The 15,343-nt window shown below is 44.3% G+C and carries 14 protein-coding genes; all 14 read left to right on the top strand.

Annotated features, from left to right (window positions below):
• The 14 genes from CXF83_RS21100 to CXF83_RS21035 all read left to right on the top strand — a co-directional run bounded on the left by CXF83_RS21100 (nt 1) and on the right by CXF83_RS21035 (nt 15,334).
• Nucleotides 1-909 carry an ExeA family protein gene (locus tag CXF83_RS21100; protein ID WP_101089825.1) on the top strand — a complete coding sequence of 303 codons (909 nt, stop codon included), beginning with the start codon at nt 1-3 and terminating at the stop codon, nt 907-909.
• The gene (locus tag CXF83_RS21095; protein ID WP_101089826.1) at nt 906-2,114 is read left to right on the top strand and encodes a tetratricopeptide repeat protein; all 1,209 of its coding nucleotides are present in this window, start codon (nt 906-908) and stop codon (nt 2,112-2,114) included. The genes CXF83_RS21100 and CXF83_RS21095 overlap by 4 nt, the downstream gene beginning before the upstream one ends.
• Nucleotides 2,111-3,847, top strand: a complete 1,737-nt coding sequence (locus tag CXF83_RS21090; protein ID WP_101089827.1) for a GspE/PulE family protein — start codon at nt 2,111-2,113, stop codon at nt 3,845-3,847. The genes CXF83_RS21095 and CXF83_RS21090 overlap by 4 nt, the downstream gene beginning before the upstream one ends.
• Nucleotides 3,847-5,067, top strand: a complete 1,221-nt coding sequence (locus CXF83_RS21085; protein ID WP_101089828.1) for a type II secretion system F family protein — start codon at nt 3,847-3,849, stop codon at nt 5,065-5,067. Before CXF83_RS21090 ends, CXF83_RS21085 begins: the two co-directional genes overlap by 1 nt.
• 21 nt (nt 5,068-5,088) lie before the next feature.
• The gene (locus CXF83_RS21080; protein WP_232775170.1) at nt 5,089-5,580 is read left to right on the top strand and encodes a hypothetical protein; all 492 of its coding nucleotides are present in this window, start codon (nt 5,089-5,091) and stop codon (nt 5,578-5,580) included.
• 73 nt (nt 5,581-5,653) lie between these two features.
• On the top strand, nt 5,654-6,274 hold the full coding sequence (locus CXF83_RS21075; protein ID WP_101089899.1) for a type II secretion system protein: 621 nt from the start codon (nt 5,654-5,656) through the stop codon (nt 6,272-6,274).
• An 80-nt stretch (nt 6,275-6,354) separates the two neighbouring features.
• A complete protein-coding gene (locus tag CXF83_RS21070; protein WP_101089900.1) occupies nt 6,355-6,876 on the top strand; it encodes a type II secretion system protein in 522 nt (173 codons plus the stop codon).
• Between the two features lie 15 nt (nt 6,877-6,891).
• The gene (locus CXF83_RS21065; RefSeq protein ID WP_101089829.1) at nt 6,892-7,425 is read left to right on the top strand and encodes a type II secretion system protein; all 534 of its coding nucleotides are present in this window, start codon (nt 6,892-6,894) and stop codon (nt 7,423-7,425) included.
• A gap of 300 nt (nt 7,426-7,725) precedes the next feature.
• A complete protein-coding gene (locus CXF83_RS21060) occupies nt 7,726-8,193 on the top strand; it encodes a pilus assembly FimT family protein (protein ID WP_101089830.1) in 468 nt (155 codons plus the stop codon).
• Entirely contained in the window at nt 8,183-8,797 is a 615-nt protein-coding gene (locus tag CXF83_RS21055; protein ID WP_101089831.1) for a type IV pilus modification PilV family protein, read from the top strand. Before CXF83_RS21060 ends, CXF83_RS21055 begins: the two co-directional genes overlap by 11 nt.
• Nucleotides 8,797-9,693, top strand: a complete 897-nt coding sequence (locus CXF83_RS21050) for a PilW family protein (RefSeq protein ID WP_101089832.1) — start codon at nt 8,797-8,799, stop codon at nt 9,691-9,693. The genes CXF83_RS21055 and CXF83_RS21050 overlap by 1 nt, the downstream gene beginning before the upstream one ends.
• The gene (locus CXF83_RS21045; protein ID WP_101089833.1) at nt 9,683-10,201 is read left to right on the top strand and encodes an MSHA biogenesis protein MshP; all 519 of its coding nucleotides are present in this window, start codon (nt 9,683-9,685) and stop codon (nt 10,199-10,201) included. Before CXF83_RS21050 ends, CXF83_RS21045 begins: the two co-directional genes overlap by 11 nt.
• The gene (locus tag CXF83_RS21040; RefSeq protein ID WP_101089834.1) at nt 10,194-14,111 is read left to right on the top strand and encodes a DUF6701 domain-containing protein; all 3,918 of its coding nucleotides are present in this window, start codon (nt 10,194-10,196) and stop codon (nt 14,109-14,111) included. The genes CXF83_RS21045 and CXF83_RS21040 overlap by 8 nt, the downstream gene beginning before the upstream one ends.
• A gap of 173 nt (nt 14,112-14,284) precedes the next feature.
• A complete protein-coding gene (locus CXF83_RS21035; RefSeq protein WP_101089835.1) occupies nt 14,285-15,334 on the top strand; it encodes a rod shape-determining protein in 1,050 nt (349 codons plus the stop codon).
• The last annotated feature ends 9 nt before the right edge of the window (nt 15,335-15,343 follow it).

Raw genomic sequence — 15,343 nt, 5'->3', positions numbered from 1 at the left:
TTGTATCTGCAGCATTTTCGGTTAACTGAAACGCCATTTTCACTGACACCGAATACGGAGTTCTTTTTTGGCTTAGCACCGCACGTAGAAGCCATGCAAGTGCTACAAACTGCGTTACAAACAGGTGAAGGTTTTATCAAGGTTACCGGCGAAGTCGGTACTGGAAAAACCTTGATTTGTAGAAAACTAATGAATGAGCTGCCAGAGCGTTTTCATTGTGCTTATTTACCTAATCCGTATCTTACGCCTGCCGAACTTCGGTGGGCGGTGGCGATGGAACTGGGCCTTAAACACTCTAGCCAGATTGATCAACAACAGCTGACGGGGTTAATTCAGCAACAGTTAATGGCGTTAAGCGCACATGGTCATTCGATTATTTTAGTCTTGGATGAAGCACAAGCTTTACCTGACGATAGTTTAGAGGCGTTACGGTTATTCACTAACCTAGAAACAGAGAGCCGCAAATTATTGCAAGTGGTGTTGTTTGCCCAACCAGAGCTCGATGAGCGTCTTGCCATGAGTAAATTTAGGCAGTTGAGGCAAAGAATCACCTTCAGTTACTGCCTTCGAGCCCTCACATTAGATGAGTCTGCCGCATATATTCAGCATCGCTTAAAAGTGGCTGGCAGTATAGGTGACGAGTTATTTACCGACGTGGATGCTAAGCGTCTAGCCAAAGCGGCGCGGGGGATCCCGCGTTTGATTAATATTTTGTCTCATAAGGCACTGTTAGTTTGTTTTGGCGAAGGGGTGAGCAAAATTTCAAAGCAACATGTTGAGGCTGCTATCGCAGACACAGAAGATGCGTCCCTTAGTCGACATTTATGGTTACGCAGGACATTGGCTGCGGGGGTATTAATCAGCATGGTATTTGCGGTTTTATATTGGTTTAAGGGAGGTGTTGTATGAGCGTAATCAATAAAATGCTCAAAGATTTAGACAAACGACAACAGCCTCACGGTATTGAGAGCATGGCAAAACCACAAAATGCGCTGTTACCTCAACGCCAATCTAAGCTCCCCTTAGTTGTTACCAGCTTACTGTCGTTGCTTATCGGCGGTTTCATTGTCTTTTTTGTTATTGAGCCGAGTAACCCTAGCGCAATTGGTAATGTGGTGGCTGCTGAGCAAAGCGAATTAACGTCCGATCATATTGCTGGCGTGCTATCCGATAGCGACAACATGGTGTCAGCAACAACGCAAAGCCTGGCAATTGATACTCAAGAACCTTTAACCGATAAAGAGACTTTAACACCTGCTCCTGCTACTCGCACCGTCAATGTTAGCAGCATTCAGCCAACTGCAAAGCCTGAATTAGTGCAGCCAGCGGTTAACACGGCGAAAGCGATAGCAGAGGTTACTGATGAAAATACAGCCATAAGTAATCCTGAAGCTCAAATGACAGCTGCCAGTGCGAGTCCAACCAGTCAACCGCTGAGACAGCAAGCAAGTTCTATGAGTATTGAGCCCACTAAGCGAGCGACTCGAACTTCTTATACCAGCAGTAATATGGCGATAAAGGAGGTCAAGTTGACCTCCGAGCAGTTGGCACAAAAGCAGATGATATTAGCGAATGACGCCCAGCAGCAGGGGCTACATAGCGATGCGCTCACTTACTACAAAGCGGCTTTGTCTTATAACCCCGCTTTACATCAAGCGAGGAGGCAAGCCGCGGCACTTTATTATGGGCAAAACAAGTTGTCGGAATCGGCTCAGCTATTAAAGCAAGGGCAACTATTATTTCCAGACGAATATGAATATTCACTGCTGTTAGCCCGTGTACTGCAGGCAGCGGGGCAAAATAAGCAAGCCTTGAACAGTTTGAATCTGATCCCTGATACTAGCGCATTAGCGGTAAAAAAATGGCATCAGCAAAGTGATTTAGCCCAGAAAGAACAAAACTTCCCCGTTGCAGAGCAGAGCTTTAGGCAACTTGCCAAAAATGAGCCTAGCCAAGGGCGATGGTGGATGGGATTGGGTTACGCACTTGATGCTCAAAAAAACTATACAGAGGCTAAAAATGCCTACAACCAAGCTTTGGCCCAAGGGAATCTCTCTTCTCAAGCGCAAGCCTATGTTGATAATCGATTGGTGCAGTTAGGAGCATTCCAGTGAAGCCTAAGTTAAAAATGCGTTTAGGTGATCTTCTCGTTCAAGAGCACATTATTACCGACGAACAACTCGGCCAAGCGCTTAGTGAACAGCGTACCAGCGGGAAAAAACTCGGGCGTACATTAATTGATCTTTCATCGATCACTGAAGAGCAGCTGCTACAGTTTTTATCTCATCAGCTCAATATTCCTTTTTTAGATATCAGTAAACGTTCAATTGCTGCTGCAGTTGTTGGACTACTACCAGAAGTGCAAGCGCGTCGTTATCGCGCCTTAGTGGTGGAAGATAATGGGGATTCGGTGTTGGTGGCGATGAGCGACCCTGCCGATCTACAAGCCATGGACACACTTGAGGGCTTACTTGTCCCCAAGCGTATTTCCATTGCGGTGGTGACCGAAAGGCAACTGCTTGATGCTTTCGATAACCTTTATCGTCGTACGGACGAAATCGCGCAAATAGCGGGTAAGCTCGAAGAAGAGTATTCCGCTGACGATCTGTTCGATCTCGCCAGCCTAACGGACGGCGACAGTGATAATGAAACCACCGTTGTTAAGTTATTACAGTCAATATTTGAAGATGCAGTGCAGATGCGCGCATCAGATATCCATATTGAACCGGGTGAGAATGCATTAAGGATCCGTCAACGTATTGATGGACAACTGCATGAAAATATACTGCCTGAAGTCAATATAGCGGCAGCCCTAGTGCTGCGATTGAAACTGATGGCTGGACTCGATATTTCTGAAAAGCGTCTGCCACAAGATGGTCGTTTTCACATGGAGATCAAGGGCCATAAGATAGACGTGCGTATGTCTACTATGCCTATTTACCATGGTGAGTCCGTAGTAATGCGTCTTCTCGATCAATCGGCAGGTTTGCTGACATTAAATGAAACGGGTATGCCACCTGAAATGCTGGCGCGTATTCGCCGGCAGATTAAGCGTCCTCATGGCATGCTTTTGGTCACAGGGCCAACGGGTAGCGGTAAAACCACTACCTTGTATGGCGTACTCAGTGAGCTTAATACCGCTGACAGAAAAATTATCACCGTAGAAGATCCTGTCGAGTACCAACTACCGCGTATTAACCAGGTGCAAGTGAATCACAAGATTGGCCTCGACTTTTCTAATGTATTAAGAACAACCTTGCGCCAAGATCCCGATATCATCATGGTCGGTGAGATGCGAGATCAGGAGACCGTAGAGATTGGTCTACGTGGTGCCCTTACTGGTCACTTTGTACTGTCAACGTTACACACTAACGATGCTGTCACCAGTGCGTTAAGACTGTTAGACATGGGCGCGGCGGCTTACTTAGTCGCAAGTGCCTTAAGAGTGATTATTGCGCAGCGTCTGGTACGTCGAGTGTGTCAAAACTGTGCTATTCCTTATACGTTAACCGCACAAGATAAAGTATGGCTAACAACCGTCAGTAAAATTGACATCTCAAAGGCGACCTTTAGAGTTGGAACCGGCTGTCAAAGCTGTAACGGTAGCGGTTATCGCGGCCGTATCGGTGTGTTTGAAATCCTAGAGTTAGACGAGCCAATGGTCGAAGCTATGCGTTCAGGTAATCCGCAGGAGTTTACGAATGCGGCCTATAACAGTCCTAACTTTACCCCGTTAGCCGAGTCAGCTTTAGAGTATCTAGCACAAGGCATGACGACCATTGAAGAGGTGGCCAAGCTGGTTGAAGATGTCAGTGATGATACGCTCAATGTGAGTGAGGGTTCATAATGCCGACATATCAGTATCGCGGACGCAGTGCGCTAGGAGAGCAAGTGACTGGGCAACTAGACGCTAGCTCAGAAAGTGCCGCGGCCGACCAGCTGATGTCTCGTGGTGTTATTCCGCTTGAGCTATCGCCTGCAAAAGAGGTGAAAGAGTTTACTCTTAAATCGCTTTTCAAAGGCAAAGTGGCGCTGGATGAACTGCAAATATTTACCCGTCAGATGTATTCGTTAACCCGTTCAGGCATTCCAATGTTAAGAGCGATAGCGGGCCTTTCCGAGACCACGCATTCACAACGGATGAAAGATGCACTGAATAATATCTCAGAGCAGCTCACTTCAGGCAGACCCCTTTCATCGGCGATGAACCAACACCCTGATGTATTTGATGCACTCTTTGTATCGATGATCCACGTGGGTGAAAATACCGGTAAGTTAGAAGATGCGTTTATTCAGCTATCAGGATACATAGAGCGTGAACAAGAGACGCGGCGACGAATTAAAGCAGCCATGCGCTACCCTATATTTGTACTTATTGCTATCTCGATAGCGATGGTCATTCTCAATATTATGGTTATTCCAAAGTTTGCTGAAATGTTCTCTCGTTTTGGTGCAGATCTGCCTTGGGCAACTAAGCTGCTGATCAATACATCGAGCCTGTTTGTCAATTATTGGCCAGCGATGATCGTGTTCTTAATTGCATCCTTTGTCGGTATTCGCTACTGGCATAATAGCGAAAAAGGCGAACGACAATGGGATCGTTGGAAACTCAACATTCCCGCAGTGGGCAGTATTATTGAGCGTTCAACACTGTCTCGCTATTGCCGCAGTTTTTCGATGATGCTGAGTGCGGGTGTACCAATGACACAAGCTTTAAGCCTAGTGGCTGATGCTGTTGATAATGCCTATATGCACGACAGCATTGTCGGGATGCGCCGTGGTATCGAATCTGGTGACTCTATGCTTAGAGTGCACAATAATAGTCAATTATTCACCCCGTTAGTGCTACAGATGGTCGCTGTTGGTGAAGAGACCGGCCAAATCGATCAGCTACTTAACGATGCCGCAGACTTCTATGAAGGTGAAGTGGATTACGACCTTAAAAACCTAACGGCAAAATTAGAACCGATATTAATCGGTTTTGTTGCTTGTATCGTATTGGTGCTCGCGCTGGGTATTTATCTACCAATGTGGGACATGTTGAATGTCGTTAAAGGCAATAACTGATGTCTCAACAGAGTGCAGCAAGTGCTTAGTCAACAAAAGTCTGATATTGAACTGTTAACGCTTTTTAGGAAGATATTTGCGCTAGTTATACTATTGTTAGTGTTGTCTTATTTAGCTTTTAGTCATTTTGATAGTATCAAACAGGTGGGTCAACAGAGTATTAAAACCGAGCATAATCGGTTGCTTAATATATTGGGGATTATTCGTTCCCAATGGTTAATCAAAGGTAGGCCTGAGCAGCTTAAGCTGGACTGGCGCAGTCATTTAGACGGTGAGATTGAATCAATAAGTTATGTTTCTATGGCTGTTGGGGGCTGGCCATTACCCGACGAGACAAGTGTTGCTGGCTGTCGTGATTTAATTGAGGAGTTGTTGGGGGAGAGTTACACGCAACAAATTGTCACTAAGTTCAATTCAAATACGGGTGTGTGCCGATATATTGGCGTTTCCGGGGGCAGTATTAGCTACCAAACGACCTCTGGGCGGGTCATTTTTTTGACAGGGGGCAGGTAAGCAGTGAAATTACCTGTTTTCTATTTTTAACAAACTGATAGAATAAGCTTATAAAATAATGGGGATTAAAATGATTAAACAGTATCAAAAGGGTTTTTCCCTTATAGAATTAGTGATTGTTATCGTGATTTTGGGTTTGCTGGCAGCAACAGCGATACCACGTTTCCTTAACGTTACCGAAGATGCAGAAGACGCCAGTGTTGACGGTGTTTCTGGTGGTTTGGCTACAGCAGTGAGCTTTGTACGTTCACAGTGGGAAGTTGATGGACGTAATAACCCGAATGTAGTACTCGATGGGGCGACAATTTCTCTAGATGATAGTTTTGGTTTCCCGACTGGAAGTACAAATGTTGATGCAGCAGCTATGACTGATCTTACGTGTCAAGAGGTTTTTGATAACGTGCTGCAAAATGCTCCACGTAATGTTTTATTTAACGAAGATGCTAGAAGCCAAAGGTATGTTGTTAGGGTAGAAAGTGGCAAGGGTGGTAACGGTTCTGGAACTGCTATTGACTTAGATGGGAAATCGGTTGGTGGCATTGATTTATGTGTTTATTATTTAGTTGAATCTTTAACATTAAATCAAAATAGTGGTATAGCAACTCCAGCACCAACACGCGTAACAGGGGCTAAGACCAAAGGTGTAACTTACAACCCTGGTAACGGTCAGGTTCAAAGCTTTATAACTAAATAATTTGTAGCTGATGATGGATTCAAATTAGAGTAAATCATCAGCTGTAACTCGTATTATTAGGAATGAAAATGAATATAAACATGCAAAAACAAAATGGTTTTACCCTAATTGAATTAGTGGTAGTGATTATTATTTTAGGTATTTTGGCTGTCACTGCAGCACCTAAGTTTATCAATCTTCAGACAGATGCTCGTCAATCTTCTCTGCAAGGTATTAAAGGTGCAATTCAAGGAGCCAATGGTTTAGTTTTCGCTAAAGCTGCTTTAGCTGGAAAGGAGAAATCCGGAGACACAACCGTCGATATTCTTGGAACTGCTGCGACTACAGATGATGTTGCGATCACATATGGCTATATGCATGCAACTGAAGCAGCTTTTGAACTCGCTATGGATGCTGGTTTTGATGCACAAACAACACCTCCCGCTGTTCAAGCAGGTACTCAAGATTGGATTGTCGTAGAAGCTGGGACACCTGCTACTGATGGCACTATGATAATTTATCAGCGTGGTGCACCGAATAGCACTAATTTATGCCAGATAACATATAAAGAAGCAACAGCAACGACTATCCCTACATTTACAGTCGCCGATTCAGGCTGTTAATAGGAGCTATTGATTATGCAAAAACAAAATGGTTTTACGCTAATTGAATTAGTGGTGGTTATTATTATTTTGGGTATTCTGGCAGTAACTGCAGCACCAAAATTTATTAACTTACAAAGTGATGCGCGTGCATCGACTCTACAAGGCATGAAAGGAGCTTTGCAAGGTGCAAACTCTTTAGTTTTTTCAAAAGCCGCAATTGCTGGCGAAGAGAAAAAAGGTTCAGCAGATGGGGCTACACTGGGTTCAGTGAATATTGGGACTGGTACCCTTGCTACGACTAACTATGGATACTTGATCTCAACAGTTGCGCAGTTAAAAAATGCTCTAGATATTAATATTAGTCCTTCAGTCTCGACTGAAGCAGGCTACGATGCGAATGCTGAGTGGTTTTTGATTAAAGGTACTAACGGTGCTTCATTAGCAAAAATTTACCAGTTAGGCTCACCTACAGCTTCTGATGTGACAAAAAAGTGCTGGGTAGAATATACACCAGCGACTTCCTCATCTGTTAGTCCTGTATATAAAGTAGTGAGTGATGATTGTTAATCGCCCATGATTGTAATGGAAGGGCCTGCTAAGCAGGCCTTTTTTGTAACTAATGCCGTTATAAAGATGATTTATTTGCCATAATTATTAAACTGTTAGAAAATCTGGGCTATAGGTAGCAGGTCAGGCTAAGATGGTGAAAAGCCGGAAAAGCCGGAAAAGCCGGAAAAGCCGGAAAAGCCGGAAAAGCCGGAAAAGCCGGAAAAGCCGGAAAAGCCGGAAAAGCTAAAGCAAATCTAGATTCGGGCTTTAACCGCCAATACATTTTTCATGACACCACAGCATCAATCGGGATTGATAATGCATACAGCGTACCGACGCAGAGGCTTTACGTTAGTTGAGCTCGTGACTACCATTATTCTTATTGCCATTCTTTCGGTGGTGGTCATTCCACGTCTGTTTACGACTTCAAGTTACAGTGCCTTTACACTGCGTGAAGAGTTTATTGCTGAGCTGCGTAAAGTGCAGATTATGGCGATGAATAATCAAGATCGTTGCTATCGCTTATCGGTGACACCCACCCAATATCAAGTATCCCGATACTCTGGTGCTTGTAGCGGCACGCCAGTGCGGACTGATGTTGCGCAAGCCTTTCAAGGCGGCGCTGCATTGTTACTTGGCGTAAAAACCAGCTTTAAGGTTGAATTTAATAGCCAAGGTGTACCGATCGTTGACGGCAGTCGCTGCTCTGGTCAATGCATTACGGTTAAAGCTGACGAAACCCAGTGGATTGCTATCGAGTCAGAGGGCTATATTCATGCGGGTTAACTCATTGTTTGAGAAACGCTTGCGACAAAACTCTAGTTTAGTAAATCGTAATGGTTTGCAAATAAATAAGGGCTTCACGCTCATTGAGTTAGTTGTGGGTATGGTGGTGATCAGTATTGCCTTTGTGATGATGAGTACCATGTTATTTCCACAAGCCGAAAGAGCTGCGGATAATTTGCATAGAGTGCGCTCGGCAGAGTTGGCGCATTCGATATTAAATGAGATCTGGGGCAAGCGCTACGATCAAAATACTAACTCCAACGGTGGTGTCCCTGCTTGCGACGCAGTTGCTAAACCGTTGCTAGGTTTACCGGCTGGAGTGGCTTGTACTGCGAAAGATAAACTTGGACCGGATGAAGTAGCTACAGGTGTCACTGAAAGCCGTAACAACTATAACGATGTTGATGATTATATGGGGCTGAACATTAACAGCAATATGCTTAATAGCAGCGATACCTATGCCAGTCGCTACATCAATTATGCGTTAGCGGTTAAGGTTGAATACAGCGACGGAGCTAGCTTAAACAGTAAATTGGTTACGGTAAACGTCACTACTCCGAGCGGTGAAGTGATCACTTACAATGCGATTAGGAGCAACTATTAATGCAGCGGTCGTTAATATTCTCCCTGAGGCATAAAGGGATTTCGAATGCTAAGCGCCAAGGATTCACCTTAGTTGAATTGGTAACAGTCATTATCATTCTTGGCATTCTGGTGCTGGGAGTCAGCAGCTTTCTCATTTTTGGCACCCGTATATTTATTGATTCAACCTCAGTAGAGCAGGTAATGAGTCAAAGTCGTTTTGCAATAGAGCGCATGACCCGAGATATCCGTAACGCGGTGCCGAATAGTATTAGAGTGGCTAATGGTGCAAGTGGTGCTAGTGCTTGGCAGTGTATTGAGATGATGCCGATCACCTCAAGCTCATCTTATATTTTGGCGCCTATTGCGCCGTTACCTGCGTCAAATACCGCCACCGTAATGCAAGGGAGTGGCGCACCATTAGTAAAAGTTGATGATGTTACCCTGTCTTTACTGATCTACCCATTAAGCCCTGCTGATGTCTACACATCGGTGACCAGTACTTCGGGAAAGTTGTTTAAGATAGATGAAGTCACTGATGATAGTGTCACTAATGTGACTACTATTAAATTTACAAAAAGTGTTCAGTTTAGTGCCATGTCGCCTCGACAACGTTACTTTGGTGTTAGTGATGCGATAAGTTACTGCTTTGAAGGGATCACTAGCGAGTTGAGCGTACTAAAGCGCTACTCGGGCTATAATTTTAATCATCCAAACACGCAACCTAGCCCAACTGAAATGGGGACGAGTGTATTGATGGCTGAAAATGTGGTCAATACTATCAGGGTCAATAGCCCTATGGTCTATACCCCGGGTACATTACAGAATAATGCCATGGTGCAGCTTAATCCCTTGTTTGATATCCAAGGGCAATCGTTGCAGTACCACCATCAAGTGCAGGTGATAAATGTCCCATAAATACAGCCGTTTTATCATTAGCAGCCAAGATACAATCGGCCACTCTAAACAGGGCGGTAGTGCACTTATTATTGGTGTCTTCATCATCACGGTAATGTTTTTGCTTGCAGCGACCTTAATCAATGTACTGAACGATGCCGATCAGCAGATCAGTCTTGAGGTCTGGGGCACTCGGGCATTTGCGGCGGCTAACAGCGGTGCCGATCGCGCGTTAGCCGAACTGTTTCCTGTTGATCAAGTGGGCGTTGGTGCTTGTAACGCAAATACTACTTGGAACATAGAAGCGGAAACTATTCCTAATACCACAACTAAGCTCGTAGGTTTTCATGGCTGCTCAGTAGTCATTAGTTGTAATGCTATTTCCACTACCACTCTGCCGATTAATATGACTCAATATTTGATTACCAGCACAGCCACCTGCAGTACCGGCCAGTGTGACTTAGGCGCAAGTAGTGACACTAGCTGTATCCGCGTTAATCGTACTGTGGAGGTAGAAGCCCGTGATTAAAAAAAGCCTGTTAGTCTTATTATCCACATTGCTACCCGTTAGTTTTAGCCCATTTGTTTGGGCTTTTGATAATATTGATTTAAACGCAACTTTTCCCGCTGTAGTGCAGGGGCATCATGGAACATCGAACCAGCAATGTAGTGGTGATGGCGCCTATGATAAGCAATTAGAGCAGAAGCATGATGCGAAAATTAATGGAACTGAAGGATTAGATTTAAACTTTTGTTCTTCAGCTGAGGGAAAGAAAGATTGGCCTTCAGACGGTTGTGATACGAATACCTCTGGCTATCAAGAGTGCTCAATAACGTTTAGCGATATAGCTGGCATTAGTTTGAGCGGAAATAACGCTTTTAAGAGCACTTCTAGTAATGTGAAAGTGAATTCTTGTCCTTCAGCAATATTGGGAGATGATGGCAATACTGAGTTTAAAGAAATAAAGCTGGATGATGAATGTACAATTTCGTTTTCCTCAAGTAATACCGAGTATCGTATTAAGAAATTGGAGCTGAAAGATGGCGGGGAACTCATTCTTCCAGCTGGCGATTATTGGATAGAAGAGATAAAAAAAGATAGTGAAGATCTTACTATTCGCCCGCAGGGAGACGTGCGGATATTTATTGGTGAAGGAGGTGGAGGTCATGCACACCTCAAAGATTTTATCGTTACAGAGAATCCAACCGGGACAACGACATTAGTTGTATACGACCATTTAGAGTTAAAGGACAGCTCCGTCGTCAATGCCTATATATACGCGGATGTGCACGTAACTCTGAAAGACGATGCCATTATAAACGGACGTGTTACCAGTGGTCGCCTGAAAATGGAGAATGAGAGCGTTATCAACGATAGCGATATGACTCCTCAAAAGTTTGATATTAAATTTGGCAAAAGTACTACAAATTCAGTAACGTTTGATACAGCATTCCCTGCGGGTGAAACACCACTGATTTTTCTTATGCCAACAGTTAATAGCTCAAACCCTACCCAAAGAGATGGTCCTGCATCTGTCTTTCTGACTAGTGTTTCTAGCAGTGGTTTTAGTTGGGAGCAAAGCGAGCCCGATATTCCGTGGTGGCAGTCAGATCTAGATTCGCTTGCTATGCCTGAAGTTCATTGGGTTGCGGTACTGCCGGGCGAGCAATCTTTAGAAAATGGTACTCAGGTAAAAGCAGGGTTGGTGGCGGTTGATTATCCGTTATATGTGAGTTCTAACTATTACGAGTCAATATCCACTAATAAATCTTACGATGTAGTTTTATCTCAAATCCAGTCTAAACGTAATCCTTGCTGGTTAACGAGTACAGCTAAAGTATCAAGCTCACAAATATCTATCGGCATAGATGTGTCTGAGGTTGTTGATGCAGGCTCTGGTAATGGTTTTGGCAATAAATATTGTCAGCCAGGAGATATAAAACTTAATAAGTTAGCAAGTGAGGATGTTGCTTATTTTGCATTACAAGCAGGAGATGGAACTTTTGAGCTGAATGGTGAAAATATTCGCTACCAATTTGGCGTCAGGTCGAATCTTCCAATTACTGGAGGCTCCAGAGCGGTAGACTTAAATCAACAATGTAGTGAACTAAACGATCTCATCTCCTTTGCTGGCCCACCCATTTTTGTTGCTGGTAAGCAATCAAGAAAAGGTTCTAACGGAGGATGGTTAAGGCGTTGCCAGCTAACTAATAATAAAGTGAGTATGGTTGTAGATGAAGACAGGTATCAAAATTCTGAAAGGAATCATCTTCAAGAAGATTATGGCTTTGTCGCTTTTGACGATCCAGCTGAACCGCCTGCAACTAACCATTACCGCATTAGCTTTAGCTCCAATGGACTTACCTGCGCGGCGAAAGAGATCACCATTAGAGCCTGTAGCGACGCAGACTGTAATTCAGAGTTAGCTGATCCAGCCACTGTTGATTTAACTAAAAATGGTCAAACTTATAAAACAGAGACTTTTATTGGCTCAACAGTGACGGACTTATGGCATACCGATGCTGGGAATGTCAAAGTGGGCTTAGGCGGAACCGTCCCATCAGGTCCTTACACTTGTTATATTGATAATGCATTGGTCAGCAATGAAAACTGTACGTTAACTTTTGCTGATAGTGGCTTATATTTTGACGTAGACAACACCACTGCCTGTAAAAATAGTAATAGCTTTGAGCTATTTGCAGTGAAGAAAGACACACAAACACAACAGTGCGTGCCGTTATTCGCGGGTGAAACTCGCAGTATCGATTTGGACTTTAACTACGTTACCCCCAATAGTAGCGCCGTTAACGAACGCGCAAATCTTACGGTCAATAGTGAAAATGTACCATCAAGTTCAGTCACGCTTGAAAGCGGTACGCCTCAAGGGTTGCAGGTTAAATTTGATAGTAATGGTAAAGCCAGTCTCAACGTAAACTATCCAGAAGCAGGCAAAGTCGCATTAATCGCTAGTGCGTCTATTGAAGCGGCAGATGGCAGTGGTGATATTGAATTGCTGCAACATACAAATGAGTTTGTTTCTGCTCCTGATGGTTTTCATTTTTTCAATGATTCAGGCAATAACGGTTGCTTAACAGCTGATTGCACGAGGTTTGCTAGTGCGGGAGAGGACTTTAAGCTAAATGTAAAATCGGTTTGCGCTGTCGATGATAATACGCCTTATAAGGATAGGCCAGCGTTAAAGAATTTTCAGCTGAGCGACATTAAGATAAAGCCGATTCTTAAAGCGCCATTAGCGATTAACTCTGGCGATACAGTGGACGGTGGAATAGGCGTTATTGGTCAGAACCAGATTAGCTTTATTAAGGCCAGTAGTGCGCCACTTAAACTGACGAATCAAACATATTCAGAAGTGGGAGCGATTAGCTTTGCCTTAGATGGAGACATTGATTACATGGGAGTGCCTATTAGGGAATCTAAATCGACGAGTGAGATGTTTGGCAGGTTTAGCCCATTCTACCTTTCGATTGAAGAGAATATCCCGTCTCTCAGTGCTGCATGCGGTACCTTCACTTATATGGACCAGCCGTTTGGTTTTGTGGTTGGTAGTGAGCCAACCATTAAAGTGGTTGGAAGAAATAAAGCCAATGCAGTGACCAACAACTATCAAATTGATGATTGGTGGCGTTATGACGGTCGAATCTGGAATGATCGCAGTTACAGTGATACTTCGGGCGCTAAGTCTGAAGATACTGTCGCGTTGCAAGTTTTAGATGAGTCTACAAAGTCTGGCGAAGTAAAGTATTATCCGACCGACAGCAGTAATGCAATTCGTCGCGCTTATTTAAGTGGCGCTCAGGTGCATTATGCCCGCACTGCATCGCTAGCAAAGCCGTTTAATGCTCTGTTTGATTTAGATTTGTCGGCAACTGATGTGACCGATGAAGATGGTATCTGCCATCAGGAATCAGCTCTTAATCCGAGCTGTATCGGTTTTACTTTTAACGACATCGCCAAAGATGACGCATTTGAAATGCGCTACGGCCGTTTAGTGATGCAAAACGCCTATGGACCTTCATCGGAAGAACTACGCCTAGAACTTGGCACCGAATATGTTAATGCTAATGCAGAATGGGTGGCGAACAATGATGATAGTTGTTCAGTATTTGATACCAATACCACCAGTGCATCGGCTGACACAGGACTTGCATTAACACCGCAAACTGGGCTTGAAGCGGTTGAAGGCTTTACCCGTTCTGGTGGAGCAGGTAAAGCTGGGACAGTTGGTTTAGGTAACAGCTTTATCTATTTCCCTGCACCTAGTGCAGAGGGTGAAGTCGCTTTGCAGTTAAATGTGGATAAGTGGTTAAAGTGGTATTGGGCGTATGACATTAGTGCATTAGAAGATCCACGAGCGACAGCTTACTTTGGCACCTATAGAGGCCACGATCGCATCATATATTGGCGAGAAGTTAACTAAGCGTCATTAAGCCGTGAACAAGGCAAAATATTGACTCGCTCTTTAAGGCAGATATTGCAAAAAACTTTACTTCATTAGCAATTGTTAACGTCTGTGGCCTTGTGGAATTCAAGAAGCATGATAAAGTTACCTGATTTCTTTTTTCTTCGATTCCACTGAGACAGGCTGGTTACATGTTCAAGAAGCTACGCGGCATTTTTTCTAATGATCTTTCGATTGATTTGGGTACAGCTAACACGCTAATTTACGTCCGTGACGAAGGTATCGTTTTGAACGAACCTTCAGTGGTTGCCATCCGTGGAGAACGGTCTGGCTCAGGTCAGAAGTCGGTTGCGGCCGTCGGTACTGAAGCAAAGCAGATGCTCGGACGTACTCCTGGAAACATTCAAGCAATTCGTCCAATGAAAGATGGCGTTATCGCCGACTTTTATGTGACCGAAAAAATGCTACAGCATTTTATCAAGCAAGTGCATAACAACAGTGTATTCCGCCCAAGCCCTCGTGTTTTGGTTTGCGTACCCGTTGGTGCTACCCAAGTTGAGCGTCGCGCTATCCGCGAATCAGCCATGGGCGCAGGTGCACGCGAAGTTTATTTGATTGAAGAGCCAATGGCTGCGGCAATCGGTGCTGGTCTTCCAGTATCGGAAGCGACAGGGTCTATGGTTGTTGATATCGGTGGTGGTACAACTGAAGTTGCCATTATCTCGCTTAACGGTGTGGTTTATTCTTCATCTGTTCGTATCGGTGGCGACAAATTTGATGATGCTATCATCAATTATGTGCGTCGTAACTACGGCAGCCTCATTGGCGAAGCGACCGCTGAGCGTATTAAGCATACTATTGGTACTGCTTATCCTGGCGATGAAGTGTTAGAGATCGAAGTACGTGGTCGTAACCTTGCAGAAGGTGTTCCCCGCAGCTTTACACTCAACAGCAATGAAATTTTAGAAGCACTGCAAGAGCCATTATCTGGCATTGTCAGTGCTGTTATGGTCGCACTTGAACAGTCTCCACCAGAATTGGCCTCTGATATTTCAGAGCGCGGTATGGTGTTGACGGGTGGTGGTGCCCTTATCCGTGATTTGGATCGTCTCTTAATGCAAGAAACGGGCATTCCCGTGATGATTGCCGATGATCCACTGACCTGTGTGGCTCGTGGCGGTGGTAAAGCGCTCGAGATGATCGATATGCACGGCGGCGACCTATTCTCCGAAGAAAATTAAGACGGTTAA

Source organism: Shewanella sp. Choline-02u-19 (genome assembly GCF_002836205.1).
In the GTDB taxonomy this organism is placed as follows: Bacteria; Pseudomonadota; Gammaproteobacteria; order Enterobacterales; family Shewanellaceae; genus Shewanella.
The sequence above is the reverse complement of the archived record's forward strand: the minus strand, read 5'-3'. Positions and strand labels throughout refer to the sequence as shown.